Annotated in this window: 10 protein-coding genes; 5 read left to right on the forward strand and 5 right to left on the reverse strand. The window is 37.3% G+C overall.

Annotated features, from left to right (window positions below; all coding sequences use genetic code 11):
* Positions 1-536 precede the first annotated feature (536 nt).
* Complete coding sequence (locus tag C4F49_RS04360; RefSeq protein WP_196934662.1) at positions 537-983, forward strand: nuclear transport factor 2 family protein; 447 nt, start codon at positions 537-539, stop codon at positions 981-983.
* A gap of 68 nt (positions 984-1,051) precedes the next feature.
* On the opposite strand, the gene dinB is transcribed toward C4F49_RS04360, so the two are convergent.
* Entirely contained in the window at positions 1,052-2,095 is a 1,044-nt protein-coding gene (gene dinB / locus C4F49_RS04365; protein ID WP_231388203.1) for a DNA polymerase IV, read from the reverse strand.
* 222 nt (positions 2,096-2,317) lie between these two features.
* Here dinB and C4F49_RS04370 point away from each other — a divergent pair, with 222 nt between their 5' ends.
* Together C4F49_RS04370 and C4F49_RS04375 are read left to right on the forward strand one after the other, a co-directional pair.
* Positions 2,318-2,830 carry a DUF421 domain-containing protein gene (locus C4F49_RS04370; RefSeq protein WP_231388204.1) on the forward strand — a complete coding sequence of 171 codons (513 nt, stop codon included), beginning with the start codon at positions 2,318-2,320 and terminating at the stop codon, positions 2,828-2,830.
* Between the two features lie 91 nt (positions 2,831-2,921).
* Positions 2,922-4,175, forward strand: a complete 1,254-nt coding sequence (locus C4F49_RS04375; protein WP_196934664.1) for a peptidase associated/transthyretin-like domain-containing protein — start codon at positions 2,922-2,924, stop codon at positions 4,173-4,175.
* Here C4F49_RS04375 and C4F49_RS04380 read toward each other — a convergent pair.
* Complete coding sequence (locus C4F49_RS04380; protein WP_196934665.1) at positions 4,132-4,659, reverse strand: lysozyme inhibitor LprI family protein; 528 nt, start codon at positions 4,657-4,659, stop codon at positions 4,132-4,134. The two genes, C4F49_RS04375 and C4F49_RS04380, sit on opposite strands and share 44 nt — an antisense overlap.
* Positions 4,660-4,804: 145 nt before the next feature.
* Here C4F49_RS04380 and C4F49_RS04385 point away from each other — a divergent pair, with 145 nt between their 5' ends.
* Both C4F49_RS04385 and C4F49_RS04390 read left to right on the forward strand, forming a co-directional pair.
* Positions 4,805-5,674 (forward strand): DUF72 domain-containing protein, encoded by an 870-nt coding sequence (locus tag C4F49_RS04385; protein WP_196934666.1) that lies wholly within the window; start codon positions 4,805-4,807, stop codon positions 5,672-5,674.
* 54 nt (positions 5,675-5,728) lie between these two features.
* Positions 5,729-6,124, forward strand: a complete 396-nt coding sequence (locus C4F49_RS04390; RefSeq protein WP_196934667.1) for a DoxX family membrane protein — start codon at positions 5,729-5,731, stop codon at positions 6,122-6,124.
* A gap of 1 nt (position 6,125) precedes the next feature.
* Here the strand turns inward: C4F49_RS04390 and C4F49_RS04395 are convergent, their stop codons facing one another.
* From C4F49_RS04395 to C4F49_RS04405, 3 genes are all read right to left on the reverse strand, one after another.
* Entirely contained in the window at positions 6,126-7,994 is a 1,869-nt protein-coding gene (locus C4F49_RS04395) for a RagB/SusD family nutrient uptake outer membrane protein (RefSeq protein WP_196934668.1), read from the reverse strand.
* An 11-nt stretch (positions 7,995-8,005) separates the two neighbouring features.
* Positions 8,006-11,197, reverse strand: a complete 3,192-nt coding sequence (locus C4F49_RS04400) for a SusC/RagA family TonB-linked outer membrane protein (RefSeq protein WP_231388205.1) — start codon at positions 11,195-11,197, stop codon at positions 8,006-8,008.
* A 129-nt stretch (positions 11,198-11,326) separates the two neighbouring features.
* Positions 11,327-13,555, reverse strand: a complete 2,229-nt coding sequence (locus C4F49_RS04405; protein WP_231388206.1) for an alpha-galactosidase — start codon at positions 13,553-13,555, stop codon at positions 11,327-11,329.
* Positions 13,556-13,815: the final 260 nt, after the last annotated feature.

Here is a 13,815-nt window from a genome sequence, read left to right on the forward strand (position 1 = left end):
TGGCATTGCTTCGTAGGAGCAACATATTTGTAGAAAATAATACGGTCTGCAATCAGCGATCCGTAGGTTCGCAACTGTTTAACAGAAATTCTATTGGTTTCGGTTGCGTACCTACGGCACGCTTTACATCTCGCTAAAATTTCTGCGAATATTCAGCCTCTACGAGGCTTTAAAATGTATTTTCTGCTGGTAATAGGTTCTTATTTATAAAGCACACGCGAAACGCGTGCGCTAGCATTGGCTTTAAAGGAGCGGATTACAAATCCGCCTTTATCAGGAATTCAGGATGACCCTTCGGAACATCCTGAATAGCGGATTGTTATTTATAAAGCACACGCGAAACGCGTGCGCTAGCCAACTTAACCTTTATAACCCCCGTCACCTTCATCACCCCCACCACTTCCATCACAACAAACCCTTCACCGACCGCTTTGCAACGTTTACCGACTTTTTAAGTCTTTCATCTAAATGCAATGAATTATCGGCTGTCGACGTCCTAGTTTTGAATCAGAAAATAACAACAAAAATATAAAGACATGAAAAATTTAATCAAAACAATCGCTTTCCTTTCCTTCTTAGTATTCTCCATGAGTTCATTCGCTAAGACCGCTAACCCTTACAAAAATGCATCTGCGCCATCCATTGTTGATAGCTACATTCAGGCTGTTTCGATGGGGAACACAAAATATAGCAAGTATTTATTTACTGAGGATTTCAAATTTATCCAAGCGAATAAAAACAGCAAACAATACAACAAAAAAGAGCTTACGGCCTTTTTGAAAAAACAAGAAGGTTTTATAATGAATTGTGAAACAAGCTACAAAATCATTGAACAAAATAAAGATTTCAGCGTTGCCAAAGTGACTATGGTCTTCCCTAGTTTCACACGTACAGACTACGTTACACTTTCCAATTCTGACAAGACATGGGCAATTACACAAGTGGTGACAACATTCGACAACAGCCGTAGCTTTTTTCAATAGCCTGAGCTTTTGCAAAGCAAAACCTTTTCAATCTTCGGATTGAAAAGGTTTTTTTATGCTTTCGGCAATTAAAATAATTTCAATTGTATGCCTTCCGTTTTCTCTTCGGTGTAATAGAAATTTGATGAGGTTACGCCCAATAGCCTAACCTTTTTGTCCATTAAATCCACCGCGTTGAATAACTCTTCAATAATTTCATACAAAGCCTTTGCATGTTGGACAGGATTGGGAACGGTCTTGCTTCTCGTGATGCTTTGGAAATCCGAAAATTTTATTTTTAAAGTCAGCGTTCTTCCAAACTTTTGCTTCGCATCGAGACGCTTCTCTACTTTTTCACATAATTTGTACAATTCCAACTTCATTTCTTCTGGGTCATTTAAATCCGTCGAAAAAGTATCCTCCGCACCAATGGATTTGCTTACCCGATTGGGTTGTACCGTGCGGTCATCAATTCCTCGGACAATCTGAAAGTAGAATTTCCCCGATTTACCAAAATGACGCATAAGCGAAGATTCCGAAAATGTCTTTAAATCCTTTCCTCTGAAAATCCCCAAACTATTCATCTTCTTTGCGGTCACCTTCCCAACTCCAAAGAATTTTTCAATCGGCAATTTCTCTAAGAAATCTACAATCTTCGAAGGGCCAACGAAAGTCAATCCATCGGGCTTGTTCATATCCGAAGCAATTTTGGCCACAAACTTATTAACGGAAACCCCAGCCGAAGCCGTTAAATTTAACTCTGTTTTTATCGCTTCTTTAATCTGCTTCGCAATATCGATTGCCGAACCAATCTGTAATTTATCCTCGGTAACGTCCAGATAGGCTTCATCCAACGATAATGGCTCGATAAAATCGGTATAGCGTTTGAAAATACTTCGCACATGTGCAGAAACTTCTTTGTAGACATCAAAGCGCGGATAAGTAAACAATAAATCAGGGCATAATTGCAGGGCTTGCCGTGAAGACATTGCTGAACGCACCCCAAACTTGCGCGCTTCGTAACTCGCCGTAGCGACAACACCTCTCCCATCCGGAGAACCGCCGACAGCCAAAGGCTTGCCACGAAATTCAGGAAAATCACGTTGCTCTACGGATGCATAAAATGCATCCATATCAATATGAATAATCTTGCGTTGCACTATTTGCTCTTCTTTCGACACTAAATAAAGGTAGCAAAAAACCGAGATTTCTTAAAAGCAAATGTAGTTTAGACATACTATCTTTTGTGATAAAATAGCCTAGGGCTGACAGAAGCAGACCTATTGCAAAATTTTGATAGACAGGACTGAAAAATTCGCAATTAATAATACATTTACGTAATAAAAGTACGTTCCGTGAATCCAATTTTAGATATAGTTATCCGTTCCCTTTGCGTTTATCTTTTTATGGTAATCGCGATTCGCTTATTTGGAAAAAATCAGCTCTCGCAATTAAATGCCGGCGATGTCGTGTTGTTGATGCTGATATCAAATGCCGTCCAAAATGCGATGGTTGGCGAAAACACCTCGCTTGCAGGCGGAATCGTCGCTGGCTTGGTTTTATTTTTAGCGAACTTTGGACTTAAGAAAATCATGTTCGCGAAGCCGGCATTCAGAAGCATCATGGAGGCTGACCCTGTGATTTTGGTTAAAGATGGCGTGATTGACTATAAAGCGATGGTCGAAGTTGAAATCACGCTTGACGAATTGCAAGAAGCTATCAGAGAGCATGGAATTGAGCATGTGGAAGATGTCAAACTTTCCATTTTAGAAGTCGATGGAAATATCAGTGTTATTTCGGAAGACAAATCGAACAAAGGAACGCAGTACTCCCGCATCAAAAGAAAAAACAAACGCAAATACCATTGATTTTTATTTAATCAAACAGACACAACATCAACTATTTTCGTTAAGTTTAACTTAATAAACCATCAGCTAATTATTTTGCAAACATTTCATTATGGTAAAGTCATTCATCGTGTTCTGTTTTCTTTTTATTTCATTCCACGCAGTGGCTCAGGATGTATTGGAGATTCGTCTCCGCGATAAAGAAACCCAAAACGCGGTCGATGGTGCAAGCATTCGCTATCCACGATTGAAAGAAGGAACCATCAGCAACAAAGATGGCAAAGCCGAGCTCTCTAAGAAAACTGGGGAATCTATACTAATCACGCATATCGGTTACGACAGTTTGTCTGTTTCGGCTTCGGAAATATCCGGAAAATCCTCTTTAGTCTTCTATTTAAAACCCAGACCGAATCAGATTGAGGAAGTCAGCATTCAATCCTTTGACCTTCAAAAAGCAATCCTGTATGTCATTGATAATTTCCATAAACTTTACCAGAACAGCCCAACCGAACGTATCGGAAATCTAAAAGAAACCGCTTATGTGGATAATGAATTAAAGAGAATCGTATTGACTAAGTTCGGATGGTGGAGCCGAAATTACATTTTCAGCCGATATGCTGAACCAAAATTTAAATTATTCGAAGTCGAATACAACAAAAGCGTGCCCTTTGATATTTTTGTAGACCAAACCGCTTACAACAAAGAGTCGTCAGAATTTTTAAACGTGGAATCCATTATCAAGACGTTGTATTTTGATAATTTTCTGAATAAACTGTACCAGCATACACCAAGTTTACGGACCAAAAGCATGTCTTCGGATGAAAATAGGATTACGGTTCATTTCGAATCCGACTGGAGTACCGTCAAAACTATGCGGACAAAATCGACCGGAACCGTGGTCTTTGACAAAAAAACCAAAGCGATTATTGATTTGGTCAATGAAATTGAGCACATGGATAATATTAAGCAAATGCAATTTCAAAATTCGAATGTACGCTATACAAATCAAACCTTAAAATCCTATTCAAGACACCAATTTTCTAAAAATCAGGATGATAAATATGCCATACAGTCCTTTCAAGCAAACAGCGATGCACAGCTGATTTACAATCACAAAACGTTTAATCTCGTCTTTGAAAATTCATTTTACATCTTAAAAGAATCTAGGAAAGGCAATGCTGGAAAAGGTCCATTTGTAGACCCTAAAATTGCATTATTCAGAAATATTCCACAGACGACTTCCATCGTTTCCGACTTGAGCTCTATCAATCTAACTGACGAAGAAATAAAATTTATTGAATCCGGCAGACCGAATTTAGAGCTTACAGATTCTCTGCGTACAAATAATAATGTGCCAGTTGAATAACGCGGTCTTTGGTTAATGTCAAATAGCGATGCGATGAGAACACCCGCTGAATGCTTCCTCCACCAGAATAGGCTTCATCGGACAACGACTGAAACAACAAACGTTCATTATCCCGAAAAGACAACCAAGACAGTTGGGCTTTTTTCAAAACCGCCTTGTCCTTCTTATTCAGATGGGCGTATAAAATCTTATAATATTTATTCAATAATTTATCGTAGCTCTCTTCAGCCTGATAAGTTGCATTCACCATACCTGAAGTCGAATAATCCGATTCCAAGTCCACCTGCAATCTAGTTTCAACTTTCATGGTATCAATTATAAAATCAAATTCCTTTTGAGATAATTCTTCGCTGGCTAACTGCTTCTGATACCTCTTTATTTTCGCATTCAGCACCTCATCGAAATTGATTGAATCTTGCTGAGCAAAGGAAAATTGGATTACCGAAAAGAAAAGAAAGCTTAGGATGAAGGATTTCAAAGTCATTTTATGTTGGGCTTATTTGTACTCTACTAACTTGTAGCAAGCTAAATTGTTTTAAAAATTCGGAAATAGCAAATTTATAAGCTAATTGATATTTTCTTTAATCCTAAATAGATAATCCTTAACTTGCTTTCTAAAATAAAAAGTCATGCAATTTGGTAAAGTAGATAATCCGTCAGTAGTCGATTTTTCAATTCCTAAAACAGCAAAGGAAACCTTGGAATTGTTGGAAAAGCAAAAAACAAAAGAGCCTTTTGAAGCTTTTGTTGGCTGTGCCAAATGGAACAAAAAAGACCTTAAAGGGTTCTATCCAAAAGGAACGAAAGACGAATTGGCCTATTATGCTACGCAATTCAATTCCATTGAGTTGAATGCTACTTTTTATCATTCTCCGACAAAAAGCCAAGTGGAAACGTGGACAGAAAAAATTCCGGATGGCTTTAAATTTTTTCCAAAATTGCCCAATACCATTAGCCATTTTGGGCGCTTGTTAAACACGGACGAAAAGGTTAAAGAATTTGTGGATTCGACGGTTTTATTTGAAAAGCATTTAGGCATGGCCTTTTTGCAAATGCACGATAACTACAAGCCAAAAGATTTTGACCGATTGAAAACTTTCCTTGAAAATTTTCCAAAAGGCTATCCTTTAGCATTGGAAGTCCGCAACGAAGAATGGTTTTCTGACGAGAAAGTAAGCGAGTCATTTTATAATTTGCTTGAAAAACAGAACGTCACCAATATTGTCGTGGATACTGCCGGAAGAAGAGATATGTTGCATATGCGATTGACAACTCCGGTTGCATTTATCCGTTATGTCGGCGCCAATCATCCTTCGGATTATACACGTTTGGACGATTGGATTGAAATCTTAAAAGAATGGAAGAAGGCAGGATTACAAAAGCTCTATTTCTTCGTGCATCAAAACATTGAATTGGAATCTCCGCTTTTATCGGCATATTTTATCGAAAAACTGAATAAAGAATTAGGAACAGATTTGAAAATCCCAAATAAAAATTAGTTAGAAACTAAAAACCTTTGAATAGGTTTTTGAATTTTTACTTTTGAATTAAAAATGAACAAAATCAGTTACTTAATCATCCGCTTATCCGTAGCCATCAGTCTTTTTGGACATGGATTAGTCCGTCTGCCAAAACTTCAAACCTTTAGTGACGGCATGCTAAAAGAATTTGAAAATTCGATGCTTCCTTCCATATTGGTCATGCCCTTGAGCTATGCAATTCCAATTGCGGAATTTGTTTTTGGATTACTTTTATTAGTCGGATTATTTACGCGATTTTCAGCATTTGGCTCTGCTTTTTTAATGTTATTGCTTATGTTCGGCACATGCATGGTCGAGAACTTTGGAGCTTTGCCCTCTCAATTTATTCACGCCGGATTTTGTGCAATACTTATTCATTTTATCCAAAGCAATTCATTTGCTTTGGATAAAATGAATAATAAATCTTGATTTAATCGTAGCCTGGATTTTGAATTAACTTCGTATTTCTATTTATTTCATCGCGATGAAATGAAGTAAAATACATTTTGTCAAGCCATGCTCTATTCTCTATTCCAGGATCTAGGGTATTTACGGTATAAGTGTAAGTATAGTTATCCGTATTATATGCATAAACGCTTACCTCCTTCCCTGCCTTAAGGGTTCCAAATATACTTATTATGGTAACTTTTCTACCTAGGGTTGTTGCTGCTATCATCCATCTTCTAGCGTCAAAGAATCGTTGTTCTTCGTAAGCCATCTCCACACGGCGCTCATTTCTATACCGATCTCTTAAAGATTCGCCGGTGTCTTCAACAGCAGGCATTCCCGACCTGAAGCGGATTTTATTTAACCAAGTTCTCGCCTCAGCCTCTTGACCCAATTCTATACACGCTTCTATATAGTTAAGTACAGCCTCTGTATACCTCAAAATTGGGTATGGGATTTGTTGACGGGTATTTTGATCGACAATCGCAGGATCAGGATCAGTAAATTTTCTATAACAATACCCTGTGTATGAACCATTCCAATCTTCAATTGAACTATTCCTTGTATCTAATCCTGCATGTATAGTTTTCGTACCCGAAGCATTTCCAATTTCATACTGACCGGCTTGGATTTGACTTACGGGATCTAAATTGATTACGTCATCTGTTCGCACTTTCCAATTAGATCCATCATACATAATGGTCGCATAAAATCTTGGATCTCTATTTTGGTATGGAGCACTTGCGTGAACAGGGTTTGACCAATTAAATTTTTCTCCCGTTATCGTTTCATAATCATCGACAAGAAGTTGTGTAGGCGTATTTCCAGACCATTTATGGTATCCATTTGGTCCATTATATAAACCTATATATGCACCAGATTCATCCTTTAGGTTATTAAAAAATCTTCCCAAAATAAGATCTATTTTCCCATCCGCACTTACAACATTGCTGCCACCACCCATAGCAATAGAGGAGTAGTTTTCTATCGCTTCTGTTACTGTGGCAGGTTGCGTTAGATCTAATTTATAAGCGTGATCTGTTCTCGCCAAAACTGCAAAGGATGCATCTTTTGCCTTCTGCCACCGATCGGTTCTGCTTCCAGATGTATAACCCAATAGTTCGTAATTGGCATACGAACTAATTGTACTTGACTTCGCTTTAGCTGTAGCCTCATCATGTAAATCACTTGCTGCATAAGTTAATACTCTTGACTTTAACGCCAATGCTGCCAAATCAGTAGCTCTACCGTCTAGTTCTTCTACATCTTTAAGCAGAAATGCTGCTGAATCACAATCGTCGATAATAAAGTTAACGCATTCTTCATACGTATTACGAGCTATTGTATAATCGTCATCTCCAAGCTCATAGACAAAATCAACGATAGGAACAGCTCCATAAAAGCGCAAAAGCTGGTTATAATAATATGCTCGCAAAAAATAGGCCTGACCCAACAGAATAGCAACTTGTTCAGGATCATCGAATTGCGGATTTCTAAGATTTAAAATGGCTATATTCGAAGAACGGATTCTTGAATATAAATTGCTATAATCGTACGTTGCCATAATATATCCTTGGGATGTCGAGCTTGATCTACTTTCAGTAACCACATTAATCCCTCTACCGGGATGTGTGAACAGTGCTTCATCCGTCATGGATGCCATTTGTTGTTCATAAAATCCCGCATTCCCAAAACCATTATAAATGTCATAAATAAATGCTTCTGCCAAAGCAGGATCAGTCCAAACAGCTTCCTCCGAAACCTCGTCTAAAGGTTCTGTATTCAAGAAATCATCATTACATGAATAACTAATTGATATAGCAATAATTGATATTAGAATTAAATTTTTCATAAGTTCTTAAATTAAAATTTGATAAAAGCTCCCATATTTATCACTCTTGCTTGAGGATAATATTGACCTAAAGAATTTGTAGATTCAGGATCATAAATTTTTATCTTACTCCAAGTCGATAAATTCTGACCGCTCACGAATAAGCGTAACTGACTAATCTTTAATTTAGATAGCGATTTTTGCGGTAAATTGTATCCTAATTCTAAGTTTTTCAAGCGAATATAATCTGTACTCCGTAACCAATAGGTATTATCGTAAGAATAATATTGGTCACTACGGTCTGTAATTCTTGGATGTTCACTGCTAGGATTCTCTATCGTCCAACGATTTTCATAAAATTCTAACAAATAGTTTCCTATCGCTCCAGATTCTTCCGTTCCAACGCGTATTTCAGCACCAGTCGCGCCTTGGAATAATATTGACAAATCGAAATCTTTGTAAGTTAATCCAATATTTAAGCCTCCTTGAAATGTAGGAACATTGCTTTTATCTCGCCGCACCATATCATCTCCCGTAATACGACCATCGCCATTATAGTCTAAATATTTCATGTCACCCGGCCTTAATGTTCCAGTCAGAGAACTATAATCTATTGTATTATTATCAATTTCTTCTTGAGTTGCAAACACACCATCATAGATGTAATAATTTGAGGTATTAATTGGCTTTCCAGTACTTTGTTGCCATTCTGGAGCTCCAGGTGCCTCGTCCCAAAAAACAATCTCGTTTTTTGCGTAACCGCCATTTACGGACAACCTCCAACCAAAATCACCAAATTTATCTTTGTATCCTACGTTAAATTCATAGCCGGCGTTGTCGACTACACCGATATTTTCTGCTGGCAAGATCATTCCTGTACTTTCTGGAATTGACGCATTTCTTCGCCATAAGATGCTGTTTCTTCTATTTTTAAAAATATCAAATTCGGCATTGAATCTTCCTTCAAGAAATTGAAAATCAAAACCCAAATTGTAGTTATTGGCAACCTCCCAAGTGATGAATTCATTCGGAACGCGAGTTTCGTAAAGGGTATTTACAACCTCATTATCAATTATGTACGAACCGAAAGAATAAGTCGAATAGTATTGATATTCTTGTAGAGCACTATCATAGTAAATATTATCATTACCCATTTGCCCGTAAGAAGCTCTAATTTTAAAATAATTTATGAAAGGCACGTTCTTCTTCCAAAAACCTTCTTCTGACGCTAGCCATCCAACCATTATGCCTGGAAAGAAACCATATCTGCTTTCATCTGGAAACATGTATGAGCCGTCATACCTCCATAAAAATTCGATTAGATACTTACTTTTATAATTGTAGTTCACTCTTCCAAAATAATTTAGGCGAGCTCGTTCCCAAGCACTTCCATCATTGTCCTTTTCTTCGTCACCGCCAGCGAATAAATAATCAATACCATCGGATAAAAAATATCGCCTGTAGGCACTAAATGAATCATTCCGAATGGTTTCTCTGTTTACACCAGCTAAAAAGTTAACATAATGGCTATCAAAGGTATTCTCATAGGAAAGCACAGAGCCTAGGAAAATGTTTAATTGATCTTCATCACTTTGTGTTAGATTTGGTTCAGCAGGTCCTCTTTCACTTCCGACTAACAAAGGTGTCACCCCATCCGCTTCATAATCTCCTTGCCAAGTATATAGAATCCAGGGAATTTCCCATCTTTTCGTTTTTAGATTATACCTATCCACCGCCGCATTCATGGATAGTTTAAGTCCCTTAACCCATGGATTTGTAATTTCTAGTGAACCGTTGGACTGAAAGTAATACCTTTTGTCTCTATGATATCCTGTCAGATTAGTTGTAATAACCACTGGATTTTCTCCATATTCAATATCAGGACCAGGTAATCCATTGGGCCAATAGGCCGGCTGGGTAGGATCTCCACGCATCAGCATTCTAAAGATATCATACGCAGACTTTGTTGGAAAGTCGCGATTTTCCTGGCGTCCAAGTATACCAAATTGTGTCTTAATATATTTGTTAATTTTAGCATCCAAATTAATCCGCATATCGTATTGTTGGTATCCAGTCGCAGAATTTTTGTAATAACCATCTTGGTTTTGATAACCTAAAGACATTAAATAAGTAAAATCGTCAGTTCCGCCATTTATCTGAACATTATGTTTTTCCTGAGGAGACCATTCTTTTAATGTTGCATCAAACCAATCGGTATTTGGATGATGCCAAGGATCCGTTCCATCGATAAACAATTGGATATCTTCAGGACTAAATGGCGCAGTAGAGACTGTTCCGTTTGCAGTGGTGTAGCTTCCAGATGAATTAAAACTTGATAAAGCAGCAGCCCATTCTTCCACAGGCAGTTTGTAAATTTCTAATTCATTGCTCATTTCCGCATACTGCGCAGCATCCGCTAGTTCAGGGATAACGGTAGGTTGCGAATATCCTTTGTTGAAGCTGTAGGAGAGATTTGGCTTGCCCAATTTTCCCTTTTTTGTGGTAATGAGAATAACGCCATTAGCGGCTCGAGCACCATATATGGCTGCTGAAGCGTCTTTTAAAACCGATATGTTATCGATATCTACGGAATTAAGTCGCTCTAGCCCTCCAGTTCTAGCGGGAATCCCGTCAATTACTACCAAAGGCCCGCTATCGCCCAAAGTGTTTATCCCTCTGATTCTGATGGAAGATCCATCATATCCGGGCTCACCACTGCTATTCGTTGCTACTACACCCGGCAACCTACCTGCTAAAGTATTGGATAGGTTAATTGCTGGTGACTTTTCTAGCTCTGTGCCTTGAACCACGGCGACCGAACCAGTTAATGTCTCCCGTTTCTGAACCCCATAACCAACGACGATAACTTCATCTATTGCTGATGACGATGCCGATAACTCAATTAAAAATTGTTTCTTACCATCGATATTTATTTCAATAGTATTCATTCCCAAAAAGCTGATTACAAGTTTCCCATTACTCGGAACTTTTGTCAAAGTAAATTCTCCATTAACATCTGAAATAGCAGATATTTTCGATTTTAGTTCAATAACCGTCACACCAGCTAATGGCTGCTTAGTTAATGAATCGATTATTTTGCCTTTTACATTGATTTCCTCTTGACGATTCCTTACATCAGAAAAACTATTGTTGGAAATTAATAGACATAAAACAAATATAAAAAGGTGAAAAAACGGTGTATGAAATGATTTTAGATTTTTCATAATCTTAAAGTTTTTCATAGGGCTCATTTGTAATTGGAAATAGCTTTTTATAAACACGAAAGCATCAGCATTACAGCGACCCTATACGTTAGCTAATTAATAATAAATCAGATAAGTATTTTGCAAATACTATAGTTCATTAATTTTCAAAATCACGCTCATCCTTCTTGATGAAACATCGGGGTTTATACCGACTGACATCAAATATTCTCCAGAATAATTTTTAGAACTATCAAATGTGCTTTTTGTCTCAGGATATAAATTGACTTCTTCAACTTTGTAATTTTTAGCTGGATTTAAATCCTTCAATCTTACAGGAAATTGACTTCCCTCCTGATAGCGATTATTCACGAGATAATTGAACAAAACACCTTCCTTCCTATTCTTATCCAAGTATAGGATAGATGAAAAATTTTCGACTTTAGGATCTGCCAATCTGTATAAATCTCCATGCCAAATAACATCCCTTAACCCGTCATATAACTTTACCGCATTTTGGCAAAACATCAAATCTGTTTCATTTAAACTAGCGACAACAATATCAAACCCCAACTTTCCCATCATTGCTACGTCCGTTCTGTACTTGATGGGTTGTTTACCCATATCTGTGACATGGCTTGAAATAGTCATTGAAGGATAGAAATAGGAATACTCATACTGCATGAAAATCCTTTCCAGCGGATCTGTATTATCCGATGGCCAAAATTCTGTGAAATATCGCATTGCGCTATAGTCGACACGCCCACCGCCGCCTGAGCACAGCATAATGGGAACCTTCGGATATTTCTCACGAATTCTCCTAAACACATTATTCAATCCTCTTACATATTCTATGTAAAAATGTTGCTGATTATTTAAGTAGGAAGAATAAGCATTGCTAATCAACGAATTGCAATCCCATTTTATATGAGCCAATTCTGGATTTTGAGTAAATAAATCATCAACAACTTTAAATACGTAATCTTGAACCTTAGGATTTGACAAATCCAATACAAGCTGGTTTCTAGAATAATGCGGTGCTCTTTGTGGTTGTTTGATAACCCAATCTGGATGATTTTCATACAATTCAGACTTAGGGTTTACCATCTCTGGTTCTATCCAAATACCAAATTTCACTCCATTCGCTTTCGCTTCCTCAACCAAAGAAGCTATTCCGTTAGGCAATCTAGTTCTATTTGGCTCCCAATCCCCCAAACCTGCGTTCGCGTTGACTCTTGGATATTTATTCCCAAACCAACCGTCGTCTAACAGAAATAATTCTACGCCCAACTTCTTCGTATCTTTGATAAGATCTTTGAGAATAGTTTCATCAAAATCGAAATGAGTGGCTTCCCAGTTATTTAACAAGGTCAACCGTTCACCTTCGCCATCAAGAAGTTGGTATTTTCGCATCCAATCATGTAAATTTCTAGAAGCTTTTCCTTTTCCTTCATTTGATAGCGTATACACAAGCTGAGGAGTGGTAAATATTTCCTTTGGCTTTAAAGTATACGTTGATGCGAAATTGTTAATGCCTGCAATTATTCTCAGATTATTGATGTAGTCCAATTCAAATTCCATCTTAAAATTACCCGTGTATGCAAGTGCTCCAAATAACACTTCACCAGAATCTTCTGTCGATGGTTCTTTTAATGAAATCATGAAGCTAGACGCTATAAGTTGATTGGCTCTAGTCCCCAACTTACTGTCCAACGTAAAAATACCGTGGGTCAGTTTCGTTTCTTCTGATTGCATTTCCCTATTCCAATCTCCATGATGATGGTATAAATAATAGGACGGGGCTTTCAATACCAAATTAGCAGAGGCGAATTTTTGCAATTGGACATTTCCTTTTTCATTGTGCTCTATACTTGACCATTGGACAATAACGTCTTCTTCGTAGAAGCATTTGTAATAGAGATTGACAGTAAAATCATAAATCGTATCCCTTAAAGTTATCGACAACAATGACACATTTTTGTCGATTTGTTCCGTTTTATGATTTACATAACTAAGTACTAAAGAAGCATTTCCATCTGCATGAATTGCAGTAATTGCTGGCTCTAAAATATTCCTAGAGCCTGAGGGCGTGTAAATGGAATTTGAAAGACTCGAATAATCCCGTGACAATTTGTAGCCGTTGCGAATTAGTTCATACTCCTTCTGGTTACTTAATTTTTTTCCGAAATAGGCTAATGTTAAATTCTTTCCGTTATCCTCCTGGATAACCAAAGCATTCGTCTTCGATTCTAAAACAATCAGCTGATTGACCACAATTTGTTGCCCCATTCTAAATGGTTGTGCAATCCCATGAATTGAAATTAGAAATACGCTAAAAAATAGAACAATCCTTAGCGTCAGGTGTTTCTGTTTTTCCATAGTTAAAATGTTTATAAGGTAGATTTATATAAAAATGTATTTAATATTTTCACATAATCGTCAACATTTTATAGTAGATCATTACTAACCAAGAGCATGTTTAGCCCCCAAAATGAACTTTATCTAAAAGAAATTACAAAAAAATCAGCGAAATACTCCAAGGGTTAATATTACTAATCTACTGCTGTCGCAAGATTAAATATAAATCTATCCTAACAAAAAACAAAATAAATTTAAAAAATAAGATTAAAATATACATT

This window comes from Sphingobacterium hungaricum, from assembly GCF_015210005.1.
Taxonomy (GTDB): domain Bacteria; phylum Bacteroidota; class Bacteroidia; order Sphingobacteriales; family Sphingobacteriaceae; genus Sphingobacterium; species Sphingobacterium hungaricum.

Coding starts and splice junctions, on each gene's coding strand:
- C4F49_RS04380 (WP_196934665.1), bottom strand. CDS start 4,659: ATGACTTTGAAATCCTTCATCCTAAGCTTTCTTTTCTTTTCGGTAATC.
- C4F49_RS04360 (WP_196934662.1), top strand. CDS start 537: ATGAAAAATTTAATCAAAACAATCGCTTTCCTTTCCTTCTTAGTATTC.
- C4F49_RS04405 (WP_231388206.1), bottom strand. CDS start 13,555: ATGGAAAAACAGAAACACCTGACGCTAAGGATTGTTCTATTTTTTAGC.
- C4F49_RS04395 (WP_196934668.1), bottom strand. CDS start 7,994: ATGAAAAATTTAATTCTAATATCAATTATTGCTATATCAATTAGTTAT.
- dinB (WP_231388203.1), bottom strand. CDS start 2,095: ATGGATGCATTTTATGCATCCGTAGAGCAACGTGATTTTCCTGAATTT.
- C4F49_RS04385 (WP_196934666.1), top strand. CDS start 4,805: ATGCAATTTGGTAAAGTAGATAATCCGTCAGTAGTCGATTTTTCAATT.
- C4F49_RS04390 (WP_196934667.1), top strand. CDS start 5,729: ATGAACAAAATCAGTTACTTAATCATCCGCTTATCCGTAGCCATCAGT.
- C4F49_RS04375 (WP_196934664.1), top strand. CDS start 2,922: ATGGTAAAGTCATTCATCGTGTTCTGTTTTCTTTTTATTTCATTCCAC.
- C4F49_RS04400 (WP_231388205.1), bottom strand. CDS start 11,197: ATGAAAAATCTAAAATCATTTCATACACCGTTTTTTCACCTTTTTATA.